A 24,608-nucleotide genomic window follows, 5' to 3' on the forward strand; every position below is an offset into this window, starting at 1 on the left:
TAAAAATTTTAACATAGGGGTTTTCATGAAAAAGGTCTTCCTTCTATTTTCTGTATTCTCTTGTCTTATTTCTACCGGACAAGAACTCCAGTCCTACATAGAAGAAGCGGTATCGAACAATCCATCGATCAGTTCGGCTGAGCTGCGATATGGTATTGCCAAGGAGAAAATTGCGGAAGTAAATTCCTTACCCAACACAACAATAGGTATAAGTTATTTTGGAAGTATGCCTGAGACAAGGTTGGGAGCACAGCAGGGACGATTTTCGGTATCGCAGATGTTGCCTTGGTTTGGTACCATAAGCGCAAGGGAGAATTATTCGAGCAGTATGGCGGAGTCTGAATATGTTGAGATAGCGATTGCGAAACGTAAATTGGCACTCTCGGTAGCACAATCCTATTATGCACTCTATGCCATCACTGCAAAGCAGGAAGTATTGGGCCAGAATATCCAATTGTTGCAAACCTATGAGCAACTAGCACTAACCTCTGTGGAAGTAGGTAAGGCTTCGGTAGTAGATGTGTTGCGCCTACAGATTCGGCAAAATGAACTGAGACAGCAACAAAAGGTTTTGCAAGAGGAGTATGTAGCCGAAAGGTCCGCTTTTAATATCCTCAGGAATCAAAGTCAGACCTTGGCCGTGGAGGTGGTTGCTGAATTGGAATTACCGGCGGAAGATATTGATTATCCGGATGATGCGATTTTGGCCAATCCCGAAGTATTGAAATACGATAAGCTTTATGAATCGGTCACACAATTGGAAGTATTGAACCAAAAAGAACGCTCCCCATCGCTGGGCTTTGGATTGGATTATATTCCAGTAGCGGAACGTACCGATATGAACCCAAGCGATAACGGTAAGGACATTGTCATGCCCATGGTTACCTTCTCCATTCCTATTTTCAATCAAGGTTATAAATCGATTTCTAAGCAGAATGAATTGAAGCAGCGGGAAATCCAATCGCAAAAGGAGCAGCGGTTGAACATCCTGAAAACGCTTTTGGCCAATGCGATTTCAGAACGCAATCAGGCCCGTATCCTATTCGAGACCCAAGCGCAAAATTTAAAACAGGCCAAAGATGCCGAAGAAATCCTGATCAAGAATTATGAGACCGGTACTATCGATTTTAACGATCTTCTTGACATTCAAGAGCTGCAGTTGAAATTCGAGATGAGTCAGATAGAGGCCATAAAAACTTATTATAAACAACGTTCAATTATCAATTATTTAATATCATAACTATGAAAAGAGTAACATCGATAGGAGCAGTATTTGCCCTAGTTTTAAGTGTATCCTGTAAAGAAAACAAGCAAAAGGTGACCGAAAATTCAGAAAAGGTCCAACCTGAAACCGAAGTAGTACAAACCGCCGGTACCACTTTCTCCAATGAAACGGTATCATCGCTTTTTAACAACTATCAAGAACTACGAGCGGCATTGGTGCAATCCGATGCGGGGCAAGTGCAAGCTATTGCCGCTGAAATCGACAAAGAAGTTACGGCGGAACAAGCAGCATTAAAAACGATAACGACAGCTATGGCGCAGGAGAGTACCCTTGAAAAGCAGCGCGTGTTGTTTTCGGATCTTACGGAAAAAATGGAACCCATGTTCAAGGAATCCTTGGCTAGTGGCACCATGTACAAGCAATTCTGCCCTATGGCCTTTGAAGGTAAAGGAGGGTACTGGGTGTCTACAAGTGAGGACATTAAGAATCCGTACTACGGGGATAAAATGTTGACCTGTGGTAAAGTAGTCGAGGTTATCCAATAACAAGACATAGACCATTTCACAAGCTGTGAAGGACCCTGTTGTTTAACAAAGAATTAAAAACACTTCTATGAAACACACCTATGCGATTAACGGAATGAGTTGTAACGGCTGCAGAGGCCATGTGGAGACAACGCTGTCCAAAGTGGACGGAGTGGACACGGTTTCCGTAGATTTGGAGAAAGCGGAGGCGACCATAGAAATGGAATCCCATATCCCGCTTGAAAAATTTAAGCAAGCTTTGGAAAAGGACGGGGGTGGCTATAGCATTCATATGCTTGGAGAACAGCCGCACCCTTCCTCCCTTAAGAAAAATGGGGAAGGTAAAACGAAGGAATCCAGTGATGGGGGTTCCGGTGTGTTCTACTGCCCCATGCACTGCGAAGGCGACAAAACCTATGATAAACCGGGCGATTGTCCCGTTTGTGGGATGGATTTGGTGGAAGAGCATAGTGCCAATACCGGTGCACACGAGGAATGGACATGTCCCATGCACCCTGAAGTGGTTAAAGATGAGCCCGGTAGTTGCCCCATCTGCGGGATGGACCTCGTTCCCGTAAAACCGGATACCTCTGCTGAAGAGAAAACGTATCAAAAGCTCCTGAAGAAGTTTTGGTTGGCATTAGGATTTACCTTGCCCATTTTCCTAATCGCTATGAGTGAGATGATTCCCGATAATCCTTTATACGGCATTCTGGATCAGAAACGCTGGAACTGGGTGCAATTTGTACTTTCCATTCCGGTGGTTTTTTACGCCACTTGGATGTTCTTTCAGCGGGCCTATAGAAGTATCAAAACATGGAACTTGAACATGTTTACGCTTATCGGTATTGGAGCGGGTGTCGCCTGGTTATTCAGTGTTTTCGGGATGTTGATACCTGACTTTTTTCCTGCTCAGTTCAAAACGGAATCCGGCGCGGTTCATGTCTATTTTGAAGCGGCCACTGTGATTTTGACTTTAGTTTTAATGGGTCAGGTACTCGAAGCCCGGGCACACAGTAAAACGAGTTCTGCCGTAAAGGAATTATTGAAGTTGGCCCCCAATAAGGCAATAAAGGTTGTGAATGGGGAAGAAGTTGTGGTTGCCATCGATAAAATTGCGATAGGGGATATCCTAAAAGTAAAACCGGGAGATAAGATTCCGGTGGATGGAGTGATTACGGAAGGAAGTTCCTCCATTGATGAATCCATGATTTCCGGAGAACCTGTACCTGTACAAAAATTGGTTGGTGATCAAATCAACAGTGGTACCATCAACGGTAATCAATCTTTTTTGATGAAAGCGGAAAAAGTAGGGTCGGATACCTTGCTTTCCCAAATCATTCAAATGGTCAATGACGCGAGCCGTAGTCGGGCTCCTATTCAAAAGTTGGCCGATACGGTGTCTGGTTATTTTGTGCCTATCGTTGTGATTATTTCCATAATTACCTTCGTAGTTTGGGCTATTTGGGGACCAGAACCTGTGTATGTGTATGCTTTGGTCAATGCCATAGCCGTATTGATTATTGCCTGCCCTTGTGCCTTAGGATTGGCTACTCCTATGTCCATTATGGTAGGTGTTGGTAAAGGTGCACAAAATGGGGTGCTCATTAAAAATGCGGACGCCTTGGAAAAAATGGATAAAGTAACGACCTTGATCATCGATAAAACGGGAACCATTACAGAAGGGAAGCCCACCGTAGAAAAAGTGGGTACTTTTGAGTCCGGATTCGACGAAAATGTATTACTACATTTTATAGCATCTTTGAACAGTTCCAGTGAGCATCCATTGGCGGCAGCCACCATCCAGTACGGTAAGGAAAAAAAGGTGGCGATAGGTAATCCCAAGGATTTCAATGCCGTGACCGGTAAAGGGGTAGAGGGTATCATAGAAGGAAAAAAACTTCACTTGGGGAATTCAAAAATGATGACCCATGCGAACGCTGAGGTGACATCGGCAATGAAAGAGGAGGCAAGTGCATTCCAGAAACAAGGGAAGACGGTGTCCTACCTATCCATAGATGGAAAAGTTTCTGGGTATGTCGTCATTGGCGATAAAATAAAAAAGACCAGTGCCAAGGCCATAAAGGAACTAAAGAACAAAGGTATCGAGGTCATCATGTTGACCGGGGATAATCAAAATACCGCGCAGGCCGTAGCTCAAGAGTTGAATTTGACAGATTTTAAGGCGGGCATGTTGCCGGAACAGAAACTACAAGAGGTGGAAAAACTCCAAAAGGCTGGAAAAATCGTCGCCATGGCCGGTGATGGTATCAATGATGCCCCTGCATTGGCGAAAAGCGATATCGGTATCGCCATGGGTACCGGGACCGATGTCGCTATTGAAAGCGCTATGATTACCTTGGTCAAAGGAGATTTACACGGGATCGTCAAAGCTCGTAATTTAAGCGAAGCGGTCATGAAGAACATCAAGGAAAATCTATTTTTCGCTATGATCTACAATACGTTAGGGGTACCTATTGCCGCCGGAGTTTTATATCCCTTTTTCGGAATTTTACTGTCTCCCATGATTGCGGCATTGGCCATGAGTTTTAGTTCGGTATCTGTTATTGCGAACGCTTTACGTTTAAGAGGAAAGAAAATTGATTAATGGCTATGTTGGTAAATAGGAAGACGGCAAAACGCATCAGGAAGACCCACAGGTACCTGGGTATTTTTTTAGGTATCCAGTTTTTGATGTGGACCATCAGTGGACTGTATTTTAGTTGGACCGATATTGACGAAATCCATGGAGATCAATTCCGAAGAACTTCTATGGAACATCCCGCCTTTGAAAATTTGGTGAGTCCAAATGCGGTAAACTCAGGTGAACAAGTGACATCGTTGGAGCTTCGGAATATAGACGGGGCACCTTTTTACTGGATCAATAAAAGTCAGTTGTTCAATGCCCGTACCGGAGCGCTAAAAACCGACATAACCCAAGAGGAAGCCTTAATAATCGCGGAACACCATATGAACCCCGAATTAAAAGTGCGGTCGGTCGAGCGCTTGGAAACGGTAGGGAACCATAGCGAATATCGGGGTAGGCCCTTACCCGCCTATGTAATAGCCTATGAGACGCCTGAGAACATTGTCGCCTACGTTTCTGAGAAAGACGGGGCTTTTCAAACCCTACGACACCGGGATTGGCGTTGGTTCGATTTTCTTTGGATGACCCACACGATGGATTATCAAGGTAGGGATGATTTCAACACCCTGTTGCTCAGAGCCTTTTCCTTGTTGGGACTGATTACAGTGTTAAGCGGATTCGTGCTGTGGTTCACTAGTTCTCCAACGATTCGGAAAATTATAAAATAGAATCATGAAATAATTGAAAATAGATTTATGAAAGCACAGAACACATATACAAAGTTCATGGGCATGTTAGCCGCCTCCTTCATCGCTATGTATATTACCATGTACTTAAATACGTATGAATTGGATCACGTGTATTTTAGCCTCACCAGATTCTGCATGACCTGTTTGGGTATTTCGACCATGGCGATTATCATGTTCGTTGCTATGAAGAACATGTACACCAACAAAAAAAAGAATATGGCCATTATTTTAGGAAGTATCACATTGTTTGTATCCGCTTTAGGATTGGTACGTAGCCAAGCACCTATTATTGGTGATGTACTTTGGATGACGGCGATGATTCCACATCATTCCATCGCAATTTTAACCAGCGAAAGAGCCGATATTAAAGATCCGGAGGTAAAAGAGCTTGCCGAGAGTATCATCAAAGCGCAAAAAAAGGAGATTGAAGAGATGAAAGCAATGATCAAGCGTCTTGAGAATAAATAAGAAGACACTTTTTAAAGATTTAAAACAGAAATAATGAATAGAAATATCGTATACATCATCATTGCCGTTTTCGGTGGACTCTTCGTCGGTTGGTTGCTTTTTGGAACCACTACCGATTCAACTTCGGGTAAAGGCGTTGATCACGACCATTCTGGTGAGGCTACGACCGCAATGTGGACCTGCTCCATGCATCCGCAAATTATGCAACCAGAACCTGGGGATTGTCCTATATGTGGGATGGATCTGATTCCTGCCGAATCCTCCTCGGATGGCTTGGCCCTAAACGAAATCAAAATGACACCCAACGCGATGGCTCTGGCGAATGTAAGGACGACCATTGTTGGGGAGGGTTCTGCCGATGTTGGGAACACTCTCACACTGTCCGGAAAAATCAAAATGAACGAAGAAGAAAATTCGATACAGGCCAGCTATTTTGATGGCAGATTTGAACAATTGTATATTGATTATGAAGGACAGGAGATCCGTACCGGACAATTATTGGCCACCATCTATTCCCCTCAACTTGTCGCGACCCAGCAAGAATTGATCACCGCTTTTTCCCTTAAGGAATCCCAACCCTATTTATACAATGCGGTAAGGAACAAATTGAAGTTATGGAAACTTTCTGAAGCGCAGATCAGTGCTATCGAGACTTCCGGGAAAGTACGGGAGAATTTTCCCATTTATGCCACGGTTTCCGGTACGGTTTCAGAAAAAATGGCCGCGGAAGGGGATTATGTAAAACAAGGACAGCCGCTTTTAAAGGTGAGTAATTTGAATTCCGTTTGGGCGGAATTCGATGCGTATGAAAATCAGATTTCCCAATTCAAAAAAGGCCAAAAAATCAACATTGTCTCCAATGCCTACCCGAATGAAACCTTTGAAGCGGAGGTGTCCTTTATAGATCCGGTATTAAGTACGCAAAGCCATACGGTGACCGTACGCGCTACGTTGAACAATAAAGCGGGTAAGTTAAAGCCGGGGATGTTCGTTAAAGGTCAGATAGAGAACGCCGGTAACGAAACGTCATCCGAGTTGACCATTCCCGCTTCTGCCGTGATGTGGACAGGGGAGCGTTCGTTGGTCTATGTGAAGACCCGGCCTAATGAGCCTATTTTTCAAATGCGGGAAATTACCTTGGGCACCCGAAGCGGAGATAGGTACGAGGTGGTGGACGGACTCCAATCTGGAGAGGAAATTGTTACGAACGGAACCTTCACGGTAGATGCGGCGGCGCAACTGCAAGGAAAACAATCCATGATGAATCAAAATGCAGCGAAAGATTCAGTCGACGATGCGCCCATGATGAAAATGAGTTTTCCGGAAAGTTTTCAAAAGGAGTTCTTGGTTGTTTTACAGGAATATTTAGTCATGAAGGATGCTTTTGTGGAAAGTAATCAAGAATTAATTTCTAGTGCTGCTACCGCCACCAAAGACCAACTTGAATCCTTACCAATATCGGATGTAAATACCATGGAAAAGTCCCATATTTCGACAATTATTCAAAGACTGGAAGCTATTTCTAAATCCGAATCCCTTGAAAGGCAACGGGAGCATTTTGTGGTATTGAATGAGAATATGGTGCCCGTGGTCATGAATATTGGCACGCTAACTAATAATATTTTCGTTCAAAAATGTCCCATGGCAAATAACAATAAGGGTGCATTTTGGCTAAGTTCTGAAAAGGAAATTAGAAATCCCTATTATGGAGATCAGATGATGACCTGTGGTAGTGTTATCGAAACTATAAAAAATAGATTTTAAAATTGAAGCTTCTTTTGTGCTTTAGGTGATGTACTTATTTTTAAAGTTGATGTTATTTGCAAATTAGCATTAGGAAAAGGTATGGTCTTAATTAATGATTAATTGCCCTCGTTAATGGTTAATCAGAGGTAATTAGGCATAGATGATTGATAATTCTCTAGTTGTACTTGCTTTGGATTTGGTTGAACTTTGTCAGCTATAGATTAAAGAAGCATCCACATGAAAAACATAAAGTATTATCCCACGATTTGGCAAACAATTCCCTTCTCACTAGAGATATTGGATATTTGGAAAAGAAGTGCTAAGAAAAAGGTGTCAACATCAAAATTCAAAATCTCTAAAAAAATAGATATTGAAATAAATAATTAAAAGAGCCACTCATCTGGGGTGGCTCTTTGCTTTAAATTCATCTAGAAGACCCGTTGAAGGGAACTAGATTAAAATAATTTTTTTAATAACATGGGCATGGTTTAAAAAAATTATACTACCCCTATAAGGGATAGGAAAGTTCCAACTACAACTACGGCTAAAAAAGCGTTCATTGCAATAATTAGTACGGATAGATAAGACTCTACCCCAGTTTTAAATGATAAATGATTCATAACTACCTACTTTAAAGTTATATCTATTAAAGCTATGGGTTGTTATGACCTTAAATTAAAAATTGTTGTAAAAGGATACTTTAGAGTTGTAAAATACTGTTTTTTAGAACTTTGACAAGTAGAGAATGAGCTTTTTATCGAAAAATTGCCCACTTCGTCCGATTTCGGATAAAGTGTGCAATGATGCTTTATTTTAAACTGACAGAAGGGATTTTAATTTTTTTAACTAAATTAATCCTATCCAATCCGCTAAACCTGCTAGTGGAATAGCTATTAAAATTCCTATTAAACAAGCGATCATTAATTTTAGAAAGCCGTTAAGCATTTTAACGCTAGGGGAAAGTTCTTGTTCCATAATCATAGTTGTATTGGTTCTGAATTAAAGATATGGATTAAGTTATAAGGTACTGTAAAATAAGGAATTAAATCGACAAACGTTTAAAATTGTCTTTATAAAGTGTCTTTCGAAGATTTTAGAATGTTTAATTCCTTGATATTAGGGGTAGATTTTCGAGAGCCGATTATCCCTTTTTAGAATCGGGAATGACTAATGAAAGTCTCTGTTTTTGCGCAATCTATTCTATGATGGAATGTATGGTATCCATTATTTCTCCAGTTGCCCCTCTATTATTTTGGATATAGTGATGGTTGATTTCTCCGGTCTTACTCCTAAAGTTATCTTCTCCCAAACAACGGTCCATTATAGTTTTAAATTCAGAAGCATCTTTTATAGTTAACACACCTTTCAGTTCAACCAATTGTTCCGCTTCTGCAAAACCATTATATTCTGGACCTATGATTACTGGGATTCCGAAAACAGCGGGTTCTAGAGTATTATGTAACCCTGTGGCAAAACCACCGCCCACATAGGCGACATCGGCATAACTATATATTTTGGTTAAAAGTCCGATAGTATCAATAATAAGGACATTGTAATCTTCTGGATCAGTATCTTGAAGTTCGGAATAGCGGATAACTGATTTTTGAAGGGAATTTTTAATAGATTCAATATGTTTCGCTTTCATCGTATGCGGAGCAATCACGAATTGAATCGGATGTTTGCTTTGGTTGATATAATCAACTATGATTTTTTCATCTTCTGGCCAAGTACTTCCGGCTACAAAACATAATTTTTCATTCTTGAATTTCCGCATAAAATCAAGGGAGTTGTCACGATCTAGAATTTCCGTTACGCGATCAAAACGGGTATCCCCTGCAATCGTTACATTTTCAAATCCTATGGTATTTAGCAGTTTCTTCGATTTTTCGTTCTGTACAAAAAAATGGGTAAAATTGGTTAGCGCTTTACGCATAAAGGAACCATAACCTTTAAAATAAATTTGCTGTTCTTTGAACAAGGCAGATATGAGTAAGGTGGGTATGTTCTTCTCTTTAAGGAATTTTAAATAGTTAGGCCAAATTTCATATTTGATAAAGATGGCTATTTCAGGATGCAGAACCTCTAAAAATACTTTTACATTTTTTTTAGTGTCTATGGGTAGGTAACATACCGCATCGGCGGCAGTAGTATTTTTTTTCACTTCGTATCCCGATGGAGAGAAAAAAGTCAGTACAATTTTATGGCTCGGGTACAAGTCCTTCAATTTCTCCATGACCGGCAGTCCTTGTTCGTATTCTCCCAATGAAGCGGCATGTATCCAAATAACCCTATCCTTTTCTGATACATTTTTCTTTATGATTGAAATCGTTTCTTTTCTACCCTTAACAAAAAGGGATAATTTACGATTTATTAGAGCCAATAACTTTAAGATTACCGAGGCGGCTGATACAATAAGATTATAGAGAAAGGACAAACCGATGCTTTTGGGCTAAATTACGTTTCTTTCCATAAAATTAGTGTCGGCCGTTTCGTATTTTTGTATCACTTCATGTAATTTCAAAGAATGAAAAAGATACAAATGGTAGACCTGAACGGTCAATACCTAGAAATAAAGGATCAAGTAAACGCATCAATAGCTCAAATATTAGAAACCTCGGCTTTTATAAACGGCCCTGAAGTTCAAGCTTTTCAAAAGGAATTGGAAGAATACTTAGGGGTAAAACATGTAATACCTTGTGCCAATGGTACAGATGCATTGCAAATAGCAATGATGGGGCTGGGCTTAAAACCAGGGGATGAGGTGATTACGGCAGATTTTACCTTTGCGGCCACGGTTGAGGTCATTGCCTTACTACAATTGACCCCGGTTTTGGTAGATGTCTATCCCGATACTTTTAATATCGACATAGAAGCAATAGAAAAGGCGATTACACCTAAGACCAAGGCCATTGTTCCTGTTCATTTGTTCGGGCAGTGTGCCAATATGGATGCGATTTTGGACTTAGCTAAAAAGCACAACTTATTTGTAATTGAGGATAATGCACAGGCCATAGGTGCTAAATACCTATCAAAAAACGGAAAAAAACACATGGCCGGCAGCATGGGTCATGTTGGGGCCACCTCCTTTTTTCCATCTAAAAATTTAGGATGTTATGGTGATGGAGGTGCCATTTTTACCAATGATGATGATCTGGCACACACCATTAGAGGAATCGTAAACCATGGTATGTACGAACGTTATCATCATGACGTGGTGGGCGTGAACTCTCGATTAGATTCTATACAAGCGGCCGTTTTAAGGGCCAAACTTCCAAAGTTGGATGGCTATTGTGAGGCTAGAAGAAACGCAGCGCGTGCCTATTCAAAAGCATTTGAAGGTCAGGAATATATCATTACGCCCAAGACCGTAAATGAGTGTGAGGAAATTTGCGATGTATGTGATTGTCATGTTTTTCATCAATATACCTTGAAAATCACCAATGGAAAAAGGGATGCCTTGGTGAAGCATTTGAATGAGAACGGAATTCCTTGCGGCGTGTATTATCCGATTCCCTTGCACAAACAAAAGGCCTATTTGGACGATAGGTATAATGAAGAGGATTTTCCGGTGACTAATGCATTGGTGAAGGAGGTCATTTCCTTGCCCATGCACACGGAATTGGATGATGAACAGATTAACCATATTACCAACATGGTCATCGGTTTTGTGAATGGTTAGTGCTCACTATTTTTAACTTTGATGTTGACAGTAAATTTTAAAAAATGAAAGTACTCGTTACAGGAGGATTAGGGTTTATAGGTTCCCATACCGTAGTGGAGCTTCAGCAAAAAGGGTTCGAGGTCATTATTATTGATGATTGCTCTAATTCTGACGAGGAAGTTTTAAATGGAATAGAGGCCATTACCGGTAAAAAGCCGCTTTTTGAAAAGTTGGATTTAAGAGAAAAGGATAAGGTAGTAGATTTCTTTAAAAGACATCAAGACGTTATTGGGGTCATTCATTTTGCCGCTTCAAAGGCAGTAGGGGAGAGTGTGGAAAAACCATTGTTGTATTACGAGAACAATATCGGTACACTGGTTTATATTTTAAAGGAACTCTGTAAAAAGAATAAAGCAAGTTTTATTTTTAGTTCTTCCTGTACCGTTTACGGCCAAGCTGATAAAATGCCGATTACCGAAGATGCTCCGGTTAAGGTGGCCGAATCACCTTACGGAAACACGAAACAAATGGGTGAGGAGATAATTGCGGATACCTGCAAAGTAACACCAGGTCTGAATGCGATTGCTCTTCGTTATTTTAATCCGATGGGTGCACACCCAAGCGGGGAAATTGGTGAGCTGCCTAAAGGTGTTCCCCAAAATTTGGTGCCGTTTATTACCCAAACAGGTATCGGATTGCGAAATGAACTTTCAGTTTTCGGTGATGACTATCCAACGCCCGATGGTACCTGTATTCGTGATTATATCTATGTGGTAGATTTGGCAAAAGCCCATGTAGTTGCCTTGGAGCGTTTGTTGGAGGGTAAGAACGAAAAGAATTACGAAGTATTCAATGTGGGTACGGGTAAAGGAAGTTCTGTATTAGAGGCTATTCAAAGTTTTGAAAAGGTTTCTGGTAGAAAATTGAATTATAAAATTGTGGATAGGCGTCCGGGTGATATTACAGAAGCCTATGCTGATACCACTAAGGCCAATGAAGTTTTAGGTTGGAAAGCGGAATATTCTTTAGAAGATGCTATGAAGTATGCTTGGATTTGGGAGCAAAAGATACGTGACTGATTTTCAATATTAGAAAACATGGTAATAAGGGGAAATATGGCTATATTTCCCCTTATTTTATTCTAAAAACCAACCTTATGAATTTGAAATTACTAGTTACTTTGTTTTTTGTTGTTTTAACCGTCAATGCACAGGATACGTATCTTCAATGTGGTAAAATTTTGGATATGAAATCCGGAAAGCTACAATCCCAAAAAACCATTGTAGTTTCAGGGAATAAAATCAAAAGTATTTTGAATGGATACGTTTCAGGAACTGCGGATGACAAAATAGTAGATTTAAAGTCAAGTACGGTTTTGCCTGGATTTATAGATATGCACGTTCATATTGAAAGCGAATCGAGCCCTTCGAGATATCTAGAGCGGTTCACTAAAAACGAAGCGGATGTTGCTTTACAATCTACAGTTTATGCAAAAAGAACACTAATGGCGGGATTTACAACAGTTCGCGATTTAGGAGGTTCAGGAGTGAATATAGCATTGCGGAACGCCATAAATAAGGGCACTGTGGTCGGACCAAGAATATTTACGGCGGGCAAATCTATTGCAAGTACGGGGGGGCATGCGGATCCAACCAACGGGGTCAGAGATGATTTAATGGGTGATCCAGGACCAAAGGATGGCGTCGTAAATTCAGCGGAAGATGGAAGGAAAGCCGTTAGACAACGCTATAAAGATGGAGCGGATGTTATTAAGATAACAGCTACGGGCGGGGTTTTGAGTGTTGCTAAAAATGGTCAAAACCCACAATTCACTTTTGAGGAAATAAAAGCGATTGTTGAAACGGCTAATGATTATGGAATGCTTACCGCTGCACACGCCCATGGTGACGAAGGTATGCAAAGAGCTGTCAAAGCAGGTATAAAAACGATTGAGCACGGCACCATGATGTCAGACGAAACGATGGACCTGATGATTGAAAAAAACACCTATATGGTACCGACTATTTCTGCGGGACAAGAAGCCGCACGTTTGGCAAAAATACCGGGCTATCTACCGCCTGTTGTGGCGAAAAAAGCCTTGGAGATAGGGCCGCTTCTTAATGCAACTTTTGCACGCGCCTATAAAAAAGGAGTTCCTATTGCGTTTGGAACGGATTCTGGAGTTTCCCCGCATGGTGATAACGCTAAGGAGTTTGGGTATATGCATGCAGCAGGTATGCCCATTATCGAAACTTTGCGTTCGGCTACGATGACCAATGCCCAACTATTGGGTATGGAAAATGAGTTGGGACAGTTAAAGCAGGGCTATATTGCCGATATTGTTGCGGTGGTAGATAATCCTTTGGACAATGTGAATACCCTAGAAAATGTTTCCTTTGTAATGAAAGAAGGTGTTGTTTACAAGCAGTAATTTCTCTTTTCAAATCCGTGTATGGAGTACGAAGTTCAGAATAGTAGGCAATTACTAGAGTTGTCCGAGAAGCAAGTATTGTATGAAAGTTTGGTGCTGCAATTGCAAAAGGATTTTACGTTAGCCAATAATCCCTTGAATATACCTAACGATATCAAACGTGATGAGCTGATTAAAGTAATTGTTGAAAAAATCTATTTCTTGATGATGGAAAGATTTCAGGACTATCTAAATGTGCTTTATGTCATAGATATTCCGGAAAAAGAATTTCAACATATTGAAATGACCGATGCCGTTGAGGTTTCGGGTCAAATGGCTTTTTTAATTCTAAAACGGGAATATCAAAAAGTGTGGTTCAGGAATAAATATAAATAAACGTACATTTTGATTTTTTAAATCATGCACATCAAACTTTTACATATATTCCCTTCTTGTCCATAATATAACCTACAAGCCAACAAGTCAGCATAATCCAAAGGGCGAACAAAAAGGACCCCATATAATCTCCTGCGGTTGCAATGAAGATGTTATCTGCAATCCAATTATAGGCACTGGTTCCTTTCATTGAAATTTCAAACAAGCTAATCACGAATAGTTCTGACAGTAGATAAATAAAAAGCGTGTTTCTTCCAAAGACTTCGAAGAAGTACGTCCATTTATAGGTTTTGGACATGTCCAATAAGTAGACCAGTATGGCGATGACAAAGAGGTCTATTCCAGAGGTTAAAAGCACAAAAGAACTCGTCCATAACTTTTTGTTGATGGGTAAAAGTAAGTCCCAAGCCAAGCCTGCTAGCACCAGAACACAACCGGCCATAAGGAGTTTGGCGATTGTTTCATAATTCTGACCGTTCTTCTGAATGAATTTACCTGTAAGGTACCCGGCTATTACGTTCACTATGGCGGGCAATGTGCTTAATAATCCTTCCGGATCAAATGCTACACCACCGTTACCATGGTACATATGATCGGCGCCGATAAGAAATTTATCTAGTTTTAATACGGCATTGCCCAATAAGGTAAGGTCACCAAAAGCTAATAGGAGAATATGGTAAGCTACCAATGCCAATGCACTGAATATGATTACGGTTCGTGTTTTGAAATAATACAGTAAAATGGAAGCAAAAAGGTAGCACAGGGCAATACGCTGTAAAACACCAAAAATTCGGGTTTCTGCCAGTGGCTTTAAATCTCCATTTTCAAAAAATGGAAACCAATACATTAAGAATCCCAATAGAAATATGATGCTAAAGCGCCTCAGTACTTTTTTGAAAAAGGCGGCATCACCCATGGCTTCATATTTTTTCATACTGAAACTCATGGCATTGCCTACTACGAACAAAAAGGTCGGAAAAACTAGGTCGGTCAGGGTGAATCCATGCCACTCTGCATGCTTCAACGGTGCGAAACTGGTGTCGCCATTTCCAGGGGAATTAACGATAATCATCAGGGCAACATCCAATCCCCTGAAAACATCAAGGGATAGATATCTGTTTTTTAACTTGTTCATTTGAATTGGTCAGTTGGTGAATCAAATATACTCCAATAAATTAAAAGTATACGCGTACAAAAGGCATTAAGGCGTTGCCATATATGCTTTTGTTGTCGTCGTACAATAAATCATACCGTAAACCAAAGGTTACGTTATAGGTGCTATATCCTACTCCTACAAATAGAGCGGTCAACCAATAATTATCCTCAATATTTATCGTACCTGTGTTAAGTGTTCTATTTATTCTCAATTGCTCGTATTCTGAAGAAAATTGAAGTTGAGGAATAGGATTGAATAAGGATAGAATACTTCCGCCGTAGGCTAAGAATTTGTCATCATTGAACTTGGCATAATTAAAACTTAAACTAGTTCCGGCGGCAAATTGATCAGTAAACTGGTAAATGGCACTTGGCGATATGGAACCGTTAAAGCCGTTATTGGTAAAACCTAGACCAACGGTGCCTCCAAACCGTACACGATTCCAAAAATCGGTGCCATTGCTCGAAATTTGACAGATTGCGATAGAAGTATTGAGGCCAACAGCAATCATGAATAGTGTTTTTTTTAGCCCCATTTATTTTTTTTGTTTGAAAGTTTTATTTTTTTCAATAATACCCCACATTCTTCCGTTAAATATTGTAAATGTTGTATTTTTGCTCAAATTTATTCTAAAGATACAGAAAGTAATTCATGGATAAATATTCCTTTTTGAATACCGCTCATACCTCCTTTTTTTCAGAGCTATATGACAAGTATTTAGTAAATCCGGACAGTGTAGAACCTAGTTGGAGAGCTTTTTTTCAAGGCTTTGACTTTGGTATGGAAAGTTCTTTGGATGAGCTGGATATTGATGAAGCCCGCACGACCGTAATGGTTAATGGGGCCAAGAGTGAAATGCCGGAATCCCTTCAGAAGGAATTTCAGGTAATTCGATTAATTGACGGCTATAGAAGTCGTGGGCATTTGTTTACGAAAACAAACCCGGTACGTGAGCGACGGCACTACGAGCCTACCTTGGAGATCCAGAATTTCGGATTGGAACCTTCGGATATGGAAACGGTTTTCAATGCCGGTGATATAATCGGAATAGGGCCAAGCCCCCTAAAAGAAATTATTAGGCACTTACAAAGCATTTATTGCGATGCTATCGGTGTTGAATATATGTTCATCCGTAATCCCGATAGGGTAAAGTGGATACAGGACTGGATCAATGTCAACGACAACCATCCTGATTTTAATCCAGACCGAAAAAAGCATATTCTGAAAAAATTGAATCACGCCATTTCTTTCGAAACGTTTTTGCATACAAAATATGTGGGTCAAAAGCGATTTTCTCTAGAAGGAAACGAATCGTTGATTCCAGGCCTTGATGTAATTGTAGAGCGTGCGGCCGAGATGGGCGTTAAGCAATTTGTGATGGGGATGGCCCACCGCGGAAGGTTGAATGTGTTGACCAATATTTTCGGAAAGTCTGCAAAAGATATCTTTAGCGAGTTCGATGGTAAGGATTATGAGCAAGAGATATTTGATGGTGACGTTAAGTATCACCTAGGGTGGACATCCGATAGAAAATCTGATAACGGCAATCAAATAAAAATGAACATTGCTCCTAATCCATCTCATTTAGAGACGGTTGGGGCGGTTGTTGAAGGCATTGCACGGGCAAAGCAAGACGCGCATTACCAAGATGATTTCTCAAAAGTTTTACCAATTGTAGTTCATGGCGATGCTGCCATTGCCGGTCAAGGGCTCGTATATGAGGTGGTGCAAATGGCCAACCTTGATGGGTATAAAACCGGTGGAACCATCCATATTGTGGTCAATAACCAAATTGGGTTTACTACCAATTATTTGGATGCAAGAACATCTACTTACTGTACAGATGTTGCGAAAGTAACTTTGAGTCCGGTGTTGCATGTGAATGCAGATGATGCAGAAGCAGTTGTTCATGCATCGCTTTTTGCATTGGAGTATAGGATGCGTTTTGCCAGCGATGTATTCATCGATTTGTTGGGATATCGAAAATATGGGCATAATGAAGGAGATGAACCACGATTTACCCAACCTAAATTATATAAAGCAATCGCAAAGCATAAGAACCCCAGGGATATTTATGCAGAACGGTTAATTCAAGAGGGCATCATCGATGATTCGTATGTGTCCGAACTTGAAAAACAGTATAAAGATTCTTTAGAGGAAAAACTAGAAGATTCCAGAAAAGAGGATAAGACCATTATTACGCCTTTTATGGCCGATGAGTGGAAAGGGTTTGAAAACGTCAGGGAATGGGAAATGATGGATCCTGTCGATACCACTTTTGACAAGGAAAAGCTTACTAAAATTGCCAAGGTAATCACAGAATTGCCTAAGGGGAAAAAGTTCTTGCGTAAGGTTGAAAAACTGGTCAACGACCGTAAGAACATGTACTTTGAATCTGACAATCTTGATTGGGCCATGGGCGAGTTACTGGCCTATGGTACTCTTTTGGAAGAAGGTTTCGCTGTGCGTATGTCCGGTCAAGATGTAGAGAGAGGTACGTTTTCGCATCGTCATGCGGTGATGAAGGTGGAGGAAAGTGAAGAGGAAGTGATTTTGTTGAACCAGCTATCGGAACAACAGGCAAAATTCCAAATTTATAATTCGCTTTTGTCGGAATACGGGGTTGTAGGTTTTGATTATGGGTACGCAATGGCCAGTCCTAATACGCTTACCATTTGGGAAGCACAATTCGGCGATTTCAGTAATGGCGCGCAGATCATGATCGATCAATATATTTCTGCGGCGGAGGATAAATGGAAACTTCAAAACGGGTTGGTAATGTTATTGCCACATGGTTATGAAGGTCAAGGAGCGGAACACTCTTCTGCTAGAATGGAGCGTTACCTGCAATTATGTGCAAGGGACAATATGTACATTGCCGATGTTACCACACCTGCTCAGATGTTCCATATTCTGAGACGACAGATGAAGGCGAATTTTAGAAAGCCGTTGATTATTTTTACGCCCAAAAGTTTGTTGAGACACCCAAAAGCAGTTTCAAAAGTTACCGATTTGGCAAATGGAGGTTTTCAAGAAGTTATTGATGACGCCTCTGCAGATGTTAAAAAGGTTAAAAGTTTAGTATTCTGTACCGGTAAATTTTATTATGACCTGTTAGCTGTCCAGGAAGAATTGGAACGCGAAGATGTAGCCCTGGTACGTGTGGAACAATTGTTTCCGTTACCGGAAGAACAAATGAAAGCGATTATCGCGAAATATGAAAATGCCGATGACTTGGTATGGGCTCAGGAAGAACCTAGGAACATGGGGGCTTGGAGTCATTTGCTCATGCATTTTAGTGATGTGCAAAAATTCAGGGTAGCTTCTAGACGTTTTTATGCGGCTCCTGCAGCTGGTAGTGCGGTACGGTCCAAAAAACGCCATCAACAGGTCATTGATTATGTCTTTGATAAGACAAAGGACAATATGTCCAAACCAAAAGAATAAAAATAATATACCAAATTATAGAAAGAATGATTCTAGAAATGAAAGTTCCTTCCCCAGGGGAATCTATCACAGAGGTAGAAATAGCGGAATGGTTAGTTGAAGATGGAGATTATGTAGAAAAGGACCAGGCGATCGCTGAAGTCGATTCTGATAAGGCAACCTTAGAATTGCCTGCCGAGGCCAGTGGAACTATAACCTTAAAGGCGGAGGTTGGCGACGCCGTTGCGGTGGGTGCCATTGTGTGCTTGATAGATACCAGTGCTGCAAAACCAAACGGAGCAAGTGAAGCGGCGAGTTCAACATCTGGCGGCGATGAGGGATCTGAAGGAAATGCAGAAAAAGAATTGAAGGAGCAAAACAAAAGTACTGCCAATAAAAAGGATAGTGAAAAAGCTCCACAACCTAGTCAAGCAAAGGAAACATACGCTTCTGGGGTGCCATCACCCGCTGCCAAAAAAATATTGGAAGAGAAAGGAATCGATTCTAAATCGGTTTCAGGTTCAGGTCGGGATGGAAGAATCACCAAGGAAGATGCGGTAAACGCTGTTCCTTCCATGGGTACTCCAACTGGAGGAAGTCGTGGAGAGACGAGGTCAAAATTGTCCATGCTACGTAGAAAGGTTGCAGAACGTTTGGTTTCCGCGAAAAATGAAACCGCTATGTTGACTACTTTTAATGAAGTGGACATGAGTGCTATTTTTAAACTTAGAGACGAGTACAAAGAAGATTTCAAAAGTAAGCATGGCGTAGGGTTGGGCTTTATGTCCTTTTTCACGAGAGCCGTAGTTAGAGCTTTGGAAATGTATCCGGCGGTGAATTCGATGATTGATGGTAAAGAGATGGTTTCCTATGATTTCTGTGATATAAGTATTGCGGTTTCCGGCCCAAAAGGATTAATGGTTCCTGTAATCAGAAATGCTGAGAATCTTACCTTTAGAGGTATTGAAGCCGAAGTGAAACGATTGGCTATTCGTGCACGTGAAGGCGAGATTACGGTAGATGAAATGACCGGTGGTACTTTTACCATCACTAATGGAGGGGTTTTTGGCTCTATGTTATCTACTCCGATTATCAATCCACCTCAGAGTGCTATTTTAGGAATGCACAATATAGTTGAGCGTCCTATCGCTAGAGATGGTGCCATCGCTATTGCTCCAATTATGTATGTAGCCGTGTCGTATGACCACCGTATTATCGATGGAAAGGAATCGGTTGGATTTTTAGTGGCCATTAAAGAGGCATTGGAAAGCCCGGAAGAATTGTTAATGGATAATAATGTTAAAAAAGCATTAGAGCTCTAAGCTTCTGATCTATATAAAAATAAAGCGCTGGGTGTTCTCAGTGCTTTTTCTTTTTTAGATAAATACATTTTTTGTCGTAATCAATTATCGCTTTCGATTTTTTTAAGATATCAGCACCAATGATTCCATCAACGGGTTTGGCGTTATGGGCAAGTAAGGCTTCGTTTACATGTTTCAAGTCGAAAACGACGACTTTGAGTTTAGTATAGTTCCAGGAGCGCAATTCGATCCGATTCTTTTTTGAAATTAGAGTGTCCATATTCGTAGCACCTGCACCTGCCGCCTTAATTTTTGACTCTTTTGATATGAGTTTAAAATGATCGACCCGATCTATTCCAATACAGGTGTTCGAAGCACCTGTGTCTAAAATGAATTTTCCTTCTACCGAGTTTATTTTTGCACGTATTTCAAAGTGGTCGGTTGCGGTTAGTATTAAGGGAATTCGGACGAATTTTTTTTTCTCTAAAAAGTTTTTGAGGGAAGCCATTACTCATTTTTTTCAAAGATAAGTCTATTTTTGCGGCATGATGATAACGGATACCCATACACATTTATATAGTGAGGCTTTTGATGAAGACAGAAATGAAATTATTAAAGCAGCCATAAAGAAAGGGGTTGGTAGATTTTTTATCCCTGCGATTGATTCTTCCTATACGCAACGAATGTTGGATTTGGAAAATGAATTTCCTGATCATGTTTATCTAATGTCCGGTTTGCATCCAACCCACGTAAAGGAAACTTTTAAAGAAGAATTGCAACATGTTGAGGATATGTTGGCCTCGCATACCTATTATGCTGTCGGGGAAATTGGTATTGATTTATATTGGGAGAAAAAATTTTTAGAGGAGCAGCAATTCGCTTTTAAACAACAAATTGGTCTTGCGAAAAAGTATAACTTACCTATTGTGATTCATTGTAGGGATGCTTTTGATGAGGTTTTTGAGGTTTTGGAAGCGGAGAGGGGCGATGATTTGAGAGGAATATTCCATTGTTTTACAGGAACATTCGAGCAGGCGCAAAAAGCCATATCCTATAATATGAAGTTGGGAATAGGTGGAGTGGTCACTTTTAAAAATGGAAAAATCGATACTTATTTAAAGGATATAGATTTAGAACATATCGTTCTAGAAACAGATGCGCCATATTTAGCACCTACGCCTTATAGGGGTAAGCGGAATGAAAGTGCCTATATTATAGAGGTGTTAGAGAAATTAGCTATTATTTATGCTATCTCCAAAGAAGAAGTTGCATTGAGGACCACAGAGAATTCCAAAATTGTTTTTGGAATTTAATTTTAAGTAAACTAAATAGTTTGAGCGCAAAGGAACGAAATATTTTGTTGATTTATACCGGCGGTACGATAGGCATGATAAAGGATTATGCTTCCGGAGCATTGAAAGCTTTTGATTTTTCGCAATTGGTAAAGAGTATTCCGGAACTAAATCAGTTAGATTGTACCATATCGAGTTACTCATTTGAGCACCCTATAGATTCGTCCAACATGAATCCGAGCCATTGGATTGCAATTACGGATGTTATTGCGAAGAACTATGAGGACTATGATGGTTTCGTTGTGCTTCATGGCAGCGATACCATGAGTTATACGGCCTCGGCCCTGAGTTTTTTGTTGGAGAATCTAGGGAAACCTGTAATCTTAACAGGTTCGCAGTTGCCTATTGGTGATTTACGTACAGATGCGAAGGAAAATCTCATAACCGCAATTCAAATTGCCGCTTTGCACCACAAAGGGAAGTCCGTAGTTCAAGAAGTCGGACTTTATTTTGAATATAAACTTTATCGAGGAAATAGAACAACGAAAATAAATGCGGAGCATTTTCAAGCATTTGCATCTTTAAATTATCCCCATTTAATTGAATCTGGAGTCCATTTGACCATCTTTAAAGAATATTTATTAACCCAAAAGAAAAAATCGGCCTTGAAAGCACGTCGAATTATGGATGATAATGTGGCGATTTTAAAATTATTTCCAGGAATTAACACACATGTTATGGATGCAATTTTGAATAGTCAAGGTTTAAAGGTGCTCATTTTGGAAACCTATGGATCGGGAAATGCGCCGATGGAAGAATGGTTTTTGGCGAAATTAAAAAAAGCCATTACTAATGGAATTCATATTATAAATGTAACGCAGTGTTCAGGGGGTGCGGTAATCATGGGGCATTATGAGACCAGTTCTAAGCTGAAGAAAATGCAAGTAATTAATGGTAAGGATATTACGACCGAAGCAGCAGTGACTAAGGCAATGTATCTTTTAGGTAGTGGTGTTTCGCATGAGTTGTTCAAAACGGTTTTTGAAACTTCGTTGCGTGGTGAAATGCTATAAAATTAACACCAGTTTAATTTCATTGTCTAATTTTTTTTTTGTTATTTGCCCACCCTTAAAAAGGGTAACTTAGAGAGGTGGCCGAGTGGTCGAAGGCGCACGCCTGGAAAGTGTGTATACCCCAAAAGGGTATCGAGGGTTCGAATCCCTTCCTCTCTGCGAGTAAGTTTTACTTTTTTTATATTGTTTTTTTTTTATCTTTAACCCTATTAACTAACTAATTTAAGTTTGAAAAAATGAAAAAATTATTCCCAAGCCTGGCAGTTGCTGGGGCATTTGTAGCAGGTACAAATATGGTAAGTGCAAAAGTTGCGGCGGTGACAATGCTAGTGCAGGATGCTGCGCCAGAATCTGAAGCAGGATTTACCCAAATTTTGAAAGAACAGTTTATACAAGGGGGCGCAGGCTTCATGGGTATCGTTCTTTTGTGTTTGATTTTAGGTCTTGCGGTAGCTATTGAAAGAATTATTTACTTGAACATGGCTAGTACGAATACTACAAAGTTGAAGCAACAAGTTGAGGATGCATTGGCATCGGGCGGCGTAGAAGCGGCTAAAGAAGTTTGTAGAAATACAAAAGGTCCAGTTGCATCTATTTACTATCAAGGTTTGGATAGGGCTGGAGAAAGTATTGAGTCCGCTGAGAAAGCTGTTGTGGCTTATGGTGGTGTTCAAATGGGTCAATTGGAGAAAAACGTTTCTTGGTTGTCTTTGTTTATCGCTGTTGCACCAATGCTTGGTTTCATGGGTACGGTAATCGGTATGATTCAGGCGTTCCAAAAGATTGCTGCTGTAGGTAACCTTAGTGCTTCACTTATTGCAGGTGATATTCAAGTTGCATTATTAACTACGGTATTCGGTCTTATTACGGCTATCATCCTTCAAATCTTTTACAACTACATTATCGCTAAAATAGATAGTATTGTAAATGATATGGAAGACTCTTCGATCACGTTGATCGATATGTTGGTAGATCACAAAAAATAAGTTCCACTTTTAATACCTAAAATATTATGCAAAAAATAGTAAAAATAGCATTGATAGTAATAGGCTTAATAGGTGCTGTGCTATGGTTCATGCTTCCTCCAAAGGACATGCCGGCAGCAGAAGCAGCGCAAAATGGAGCTATGAACGCAATGTTTATAATAACTTATATCCTGTTGGGCTTTGCAATAGTGGCAAGTGTATTGTTTGCGCTTAAGAACCTATTTGCTAATCCAGCTGGACTTAAAAAGACCTTGTTCGTATTGGTAGGTTTCGCGATTGTTGCAGTTATCTCCTACGTGATTTCTAGTGGAACTGATGTTTCACCTGAATATATGGCAATGTCAAACGAATCTACTGTTAAATACATAGGAATGGGATTGTATATCTTTTTTATCCTAACTTTTGTAGCGGTGATTCTGATGATAGTTCCAGGGGTTAAGAAATTATTCGGTAAATAAAAAAATAAATTATGGCTAGAAGAGCAGGAGCACCAGAGGTAAACGCTGGTTCCATGGCAGACATAGCTTTCCTTTTACTTATCTTCTTCTTGGTAACTACTACCATAGAAACAGATGCAGGATTGGATCGTATGTTACCGCCGATTGAACCGCCGACAGAGAAACCGCCAATTATCAAGGAAAAGAATATCTTTACGGTAAACATCAACCGTAACGGACAATTATTGGTAGAAGATGAAATTCTGCCAATTGAAAAATTGCGTGAAAAAGCAATTGCTTTCTTGGATAATGGTGGAGCGGCACAAGGTAGTCCAGAATATTGTAGCTATTGCCAAGGGGCACATAATGCAGAATCGTCGGATAATCCCGAAAAAGCAATTATATCCTTAAAGAATGATCGCGAGACGAAGTATAGCACCTATATTACAGTTCAAAATGAATTGGTTGGTGCTTATAATGACCTTAGAAATAGGGAGGCTCAGCGTTTGTTCAAAAAGAATTATGTGGATATGGAGGCTGAGTACCTAAATCCTGAAACTTCTGATTCTGTTAAGGAGGAATTAAAAGAGAAGGTGACCAGAATTCAAGGTTTGTTCCCGCAGAAATTATCAGAGGCTGAAACTTCATCAGATTAAATAAAAACAAAAAGTAACACTATGTCAAAATTTGCAAAGAAAAAAGACGGAGATTTACCAGCAGTTTCAACTGCTTCACTTCCTGACATTGTATTTATGCTTTTGTTTTTCTTTATGACAGTAACGGTAATGAAGGATAGTTCGTTAAAAGTTGAAAATGTACTTCCTAATGCTAGTGAGGTCAAAAAACTGGAGAAAAAAGATCGTGTAATCTATATTTATGTAGGAAAGCCGACAAAGGAATACGAAAAGGTATTCGGTAAGGAACCTAAGATACAATTGAACGATAAGTTTTCATCTCCTTCTGAAGTAGGTGATTATATTTTGATGGAGAGGGCTAAAAAGCCTCAGGAACTTCAAAATGTATTGACTACCGCATTAAAGGTGGATAAGAACGCTAATATGGGTCTTATATCGGATATTAAACAAGAGTTAAGAAAAGTGAATGCTTTAAAGGTTAATTATACAACCTATGAGGGTGATGCTTTTAATAATCTACAATAGTTAGTTAGGTA

The 24,608-nt window shown here is 40.1% G+C and carries 23 protein-coding genes and 1 tRNA gene; 19 read left to right on the forward strand and 5 right to left on the reverse strand.

Annotated features, from left to right (window positions below; genetic code table 11):
• The first annotated feature begins 25 nt into the window (after positions 1 to 25).
• From ACNR9Q_RS06055 to ACNR9Q_RS06080, 6 genes are all read left to right on the forward strand, one after another.
• Positions 26 to 1,240 (forward strand): TolC family protein, encoded by a 1,215-nt coding sequence (locus ACNR9Q_RS06055; RefSeq protein ID WP_419213716.1) that lies wholly within the window; start codon positions 26 to 28, stop codon positions 1,238 to 1,240.
• A 2-nt stretch (positions 1,241 to 1,242) separates the two neighbouring features.
• Positions 1,243 to 1,770: a DUF3347 domain-containing protein gene (locus ACNR9Q_RS06060; protein ID WP_419213717.1), complete on the forward strand. Its 528-nt coding sequence runs from the start codon at positions 1,243 to 1,245 to the stop codon at positions 1,768 to 1,770.
• A 67-nt stretch (positions 1,771 to 1,837) separates the two neighbouring features.
• Positions 1,838 to 4,357 (forward strand): heavy metal translocating P-type ATPase, encoded by a 2,520-nt coding sequence (locus ACNR9Q_RS06065; protein WP_419213718.1) that lies wholly within the window; start codon positions 1,838 to 1,840, stop codon positions 4,355 to 4,357.
• Positions 4,358 to 4,365: 8 nt separating this feature from the next.
• A complete protein-coding gene (locus ACNR9Q_RS06070) occupies positions 4,366 to 5,064 on the forward strand; it encodes a PepSY domain-containing protein (protein WP_419214248.1) in 699 nt (232 codons plus the stop codon).
• Between the two features lie 27 nt (positions 5,065 to 5,091).
• A complete protein-coding gene (locus ACNR9Q_RS06075) occupies positions 5,092 to 5,553 on the forward strand; it encodes a DUF305 domain-containing protein (RefSeq protein ID WP_419213719.1) in 462 nt (153 codons plus the stop codon).
• Between the two features lie 33 nt (positions 5,554 to 5,586).
• The gene (locus tag ACNR9Q_RS06080) at positions 5,587 to 7,317 is read left to right on the forward strand and encodes an efflux RND transporter periplasmic adaptor subunit (RefSeq protein WP_419213720.1); all 1,731 of its coding nucleotides are present in this window, start codon (positions 5,587 to 5,589) and stop codon (positions 7,315 to 7,317) included.
• Positions 7,318 to 8,145: 828 nt separating this feature from the next.
• On the opposite strand, the gene ACNR9Q_RS06085 is transcribed toward ACNR9Q_RS06080, so the two are convergent.
• Entirely contained in the window at positions 8,146 to 8,274 is a 129-nt protein-coding gene (locus ACNR9Q_RS06085; protein ID WP_419213721.1) for a hypothetical protein, read from the reverse strand.
• 220 nt (positions 8,275 to 8,494) lie between these two features.
• Positions 8,495 to 9,733 carry a 3-deoxy-D-manno-octulosonic acid transferase gene (locus ACNR9Q_RS06090; RefSeq protein ID WP_419213722.1) on the reverse strand — a complete coding sequence of 413 codons (1,239 nt, stop codon included), beginning with the start codon at positions 9,731 to 9,733 and terminating at the stop codon, positions 8,495 to 8,497.
• Positions 9,734 to 9,823: 90 nt separating this feature from the next.
• Between ACNR9Q_RS06090 and ACNR9Q_RS06095 the strand changes: the two genes are divergently transcribed.
• The 4 genes from ACNR9Q_RS06095 (at position 9,824) to ACNR9Q_RS06110 (ending at position 13,766) form a co-directional block, all read left to right on the forward strand.
• Complete coding sequence (locus ACNR9Q_RS06095; protein ID WP_419213723.1) at positions 9,824 to 10,978, forward strand: DegT/DnrJ/EryC1/StrS family aminotransferase; 1,155 nt, start codon at positions 9,824 to 9,826, stop codon at positions 10,976 to 10,978.
• A 44-nt stretch (positions 10,979 to 11,022) separates the two neighbouring features.
• Entirely contained in the window at positions 11,023 to 12,039 is a 1,017-nt protein-coding gene (gene galE, locus ACNR9Q_RS06100; RefSeq protein ID WP_419213724.1) for a UDP-glucose 4-epimerase GalE, read from the forward strand.
• Between the two features lie 77 nt (positions 12,040 to 12,116).
• Positions 12,117 to 13,391 (forward strand): amidohydrolase family protein, encoded by a 1,275-nt coding sequence (locus tag ACNR9Q_RS06105; protein WP_419213725.1) that lies wholly within the window; start codon positions 12,117 to 12,119, stop codon positions 13,389 to 13,391.
• A 21-nt stretch (positions 13,392 to 13,412) separates the two neighbouring features.
• Positions 13,413 to 13,766 carry a hypothetical protein gene (locus ACNR9Q_RS06110; RefSeq protein WP_419213726.1) on the forward strand — a complete coding sequence of 118 codons (354 nt, stop codon included), beginning with the start codon at positions 13,413 to 13,415 and terminating at the stop codon, positions 13,764 to 13,766.
• Between the two features lie 31 nt (positions 13,767 to 13,797).
• Here ACNR9Q_RS06110 and ACNR9Q_RS06115 read toward each other — a convergent pair whose 3' ends face one another.
• Positions 13,798 to 14,901 (reverse strand): acyltransferase family protein, encoded by a 1,104-nt coding sequence (locus ACNR9Q_RS06115; RefSeq protein WP_419213727.1) that lies wholly within the window; start codon positions 14,899 to 14,901, stop codon positions 13,798 to 13,800.
• A 40-nt stretch (positions 14,902 to 14,941) separates the two neighbouring features.
• Positions 14,942 to 15,457, reverse strand: coding sequence for an alpha-ketoglutarate decarboxylase (locus ACNR9Q_RS06120; protein ID WP_419213728.1), 516 nt, complete (start codon positions 15,455 to 15,457; stop codon positions 14,942 to 14,944).
• Between the two features lie 116 nt (positions 15,458 to 15,573).
• Here ACNR9Q_RS06120 and ACNR9Q_RS06125 point away from each other — a divergent pair, with 116 nt between their 5' ends.
• Together ACNR9Q_RS06125 and odhB are read left to right on the forward strand one after the other, a co-directional pair.
• A complete protein-coding gene (locus tag ACNR9Q_RS06125; protein ID WP_419213729.1) occupies positions 15,574 to 18,369 on the forward strand; it encodes a 2-oxoglutarate dehydrogenase E1 component in 2,796 nt (931 codons plus the stop codon).
• 26 nt (positions 18,370 to 18,395) lie between these two features.
• A complete protein-coding gene (odhB, locus tag ACNR9Q_RS06130) occupies positions 18,396 to 19,670 on the forward strand; it encodes a 2-oxoglutarate dehydrogenase complex dihydrolipoyllysine-residue succinyltransferase (protein ID WP_419213730.1) in 1,275 nt (424 codons plus the stop codon).
• Positions 19,671 to 19,707: 37 nt separating this feature from the next.
• Here odhB and ACNR9Q_RS06135 read toward each other — a convergent pair whose 3' ends face one another.
• Positions 19,708 to 20,157 (reverse strand): retropepsin-like aspartic protease, encoded by a 450-nt coding sequence (locus tag ACNR9Q_RS06135; RefSeq protein WP_419213731.1) that lies wholly within the window; start codon positions 20,155 to 20,157, stop codon positions 19,708 to 19,710.
• A gap of 37 nt (positions 20,158 to 20,194) precedes the next feature.
• On the opposite strand from ACNR9Q_RS06135, the gene ACNR9Q_RS06140 reads away from it, so the two are divergent.
• The 7 genes from ACNR9Q_RS06140 to ACNR9Q_RS06170 all read left to right on the forward strand — a co-directional run bounded on the left by ACNR9Q_RS06140 (position 20,195) and on the right by ACNR9Q_RS06170 (position 24,597).
• Complete coding sequence (locus ACNR9Q_RS06140) at positions 20,195 to 20,962, forward strand: TatD family hydrolase (protein WP_419213732.1); 768 nt, start codon at positions 20,195 to 20,197, stop codon at positions 20,960 to 20,962.
• Between the two features lie 74 nt (positions 20,963 to 21,036).
• The gene (locus tag ACNR9Q_RS06145; protein WP_419214249.1) at positions 21,037 to 22,014 is read left to right on the forward strand and encodes an asparaginase; all 978 of its coding nucleotides are present in this window, start codon (positions 21,037 to 21,039) and stop codon (positions 22,012 to 22,014) included.
• Between the two features lie 71 nt (positions 22,015 to 22,085).
• Positions 22,086 to 22,173 (forward strand) — tRNA-Ser (locus ACNR9Q_RS06150).
• A 77-nt stretch (positions 22,174 to 22,250) separates the two neighbouring features.
• Positions 22,251 to 23,000, forward strand: coding sequence for a MotA/TolQ/ExbB proton channel family protein (locus tag ACNR9Q_RS06155; RefSeq protein WP_419213733.1), 750 nt, complete (start codon positions 22,251 to 22,253; stop codon positions 22,998 to 23,000).
• Positions 23,001 to 23,026: 26 nt separating this feature from the next.
• Positions 23,027 to 23,458 (forward strand): hypothetical protein, encoded by a 432-nt coding sequence (locus ACNR9Q_RS06160; protein ID WP_419213734.1) that lies wholly within the window; start codon positions 23,027 to 23,029, stop codon positions 23,456 to 23,458.
• Between the two features lie 11 nt (positions 23,459 to 23,469).
• Positions 23,470 to 24,093: an ExbD/TolR family protein gene (locus ACNR9Q_RS06165; RefSeq protein WP_419213735.1), complete on the forward strand. Its 624-nt coding sequence runs from the start codon at positions 23,470 to 23,472 to the stop codon at positions 24,091 to 24,093.
• Positions 24,094 to 24,114: 21 nt separating this feature from the next.
• Positions 24,115 to 24,597: an ExbD/TolR family protein gene (locus ACNR9Q_RS06170; RefSeq protein ID WP_419213736.1), complete on the forward strand. Its 483-nt coding sequence runs from the start codon at positions 24,115 to 24,117 to the stop codon at positions 24,595 to 24,597.
• Positions 24,598 to 24,608 lie beyond the last annotated feature (11 nt).

Origin of the sequence: Maribacter sp. X9, from assembly GCF_048537565.1 — a bacterium.
GTDB lineage: Bacteria > Bacteroidota > Bacteroidia > Flavobacteriales > Flavobacteriaceae > Maribacter.

Bases quoted from the DNA above. Each gene is read 5' to 3' on its own strand.
- ACNR9Q_RS06055 (WP_419213716.1), top strand. From the start codon at position 26: ATGAAAAAGGTCTTCCTTCTATTTTCTGTATTCTCTTGTCTTATTTCT.
- ACNR9Q_RS06060 (WP_419213717.1), top strand. From the start codon at position 1,243: ATGAAAAGAGTAACATCGATAGGAGCAGTATTTGCCCTAGTTTTAAGT.
- ACNR9Q_RS06065 (WP_419213718.1), top strand. From the start codon at position 1,838: ATGAAACACACCTATGCGATTAACGGAATGAGTTGTAACGGCTGCAGA.
- ACNR9Q_RS06075 (WP_419213719.1), top strand. From the start codon at position 5,092: ATGAAAGCACAGAACACATATACAAAGTTCATGGGCATGTTAGCCGCC.
- ACNR9Q_RS06080 (WP_419213720.1), top strand. From the start codon at position 5,587: ATGAATAGAAATATCGTATACATCATCATTGCCGTTTTCGGTGGACTC.
- ACNR9Q_RS06085 (WP_419213721.1), bottom strand. From the start codon at position 8,274: ATGGAACAAGAACTTTCCCCTAGCGTTAAAATGCTTAACGGCTTTCTA.
- ACNR9Q_RS06095 (WP_419213723.1), top strand. From the start codon at position 9,824: ATGAAAAAGATACAAATGGTAGACCTGAACGGTCAATACCTAGAAATA.
- galE (WP_419213724.1), top strand. From the start codon at position 11,023: ATGAAAGTACTCGTTACAGGAGGATTAGGGTTTATAGGTTCCCATACC.
- ACNR9Q_RS06105 (WP_419213725.1), top strand. From the start codon at position 12,117: ATGAATTTGAAATTACTAGTTACTTTGTTTTTTGTTGTTTTAACCGTC.
- ACNR9Q_RS06110 (WP_419213726.1), top strand. From the start codon at position 13,413: ATGGAGTACGAAGTTCAGAATAGTAGGCAATTACTAGAGTTGTCCGAG.
- ACNR9Q_RS06115 (WP_419213727.1), bottom strand. From the start codon at position 14,901: ATGAACAAGTTAAAAAACAGATATCTATCCCTTGATGTTTTCAGGGGA.
- ACNR9Q_RS06120 (WP_419213728.1), bottom strand. From the start codon at position 15,457: ATGGGGCTAAAAAAAACACTATTCATGATTGCTGTTGGCCTCAATACT.
- ACNR9Q_RS06125 (WP_419213729.1), top strand. From the start codon at position 15,574: ATGGATAAATATTCCTTTTTGAATACCGCTCATACCTCCTTTTTTTCA.
- odhB (WP_419213730.1), top strand. From the start codon at position 18,396: ATGATTCTAGAAATGAAAGTTCCTTCCCCAGGGGAATCTATCACAGAG.
- ACNR9Q_RS06135 (WP_419213731.1), bottom strand. From the start codon at position 20,157: ATGGCTTCCCTCAAAAACTTTTTAGAGAAAAAAAAATTCGTCCGAATT.
- ACNR9Q_RS06140 (WP_419213732.1), top strand. From the start codon at position 20,195: ATGATGATAACGGATACCCATACACATTTATATAGTGAGGCTTTTGAT.
- ACNR9Q_RS06145 (WP_419214249.1), top strand. From the start codon at position 21,037: ATGATAAAGGATTATGCTTCCGGAGCATTGAAAGCTTTTGATTTTTCG.
- ACNR9Q_RS06155 (WP_419213733.1), top strand. From the start codon at position 22,251: ATGAAAAAATTATTCCCAAGCCTGGCAGTTGCTGGGGCATTTGTAGCA.
- ACNR9Q_RS06160 (WP_419213734.1), top strand. From the start codon at position 23,027: ATGCAAAAAATAGTAAAAATAGCATTGATAGTAATAGGCTTAATAGGT.
- ACNR9Q_RS06165 (WP_419213735.1), top strand. From the start codon at position 23,470: ATGGCTAGAAGAGCAGGAGCACCAGAGGTAAACGCTGGTTCCATGGCA.
- ACNR9Q_RS06170 (WP_419213736.1), top strand. From the start codon at position 24,115: ATGTCAAAATTTGCAAAGAAAAAAGACGGAGATTTACCAGCAGTTTCA.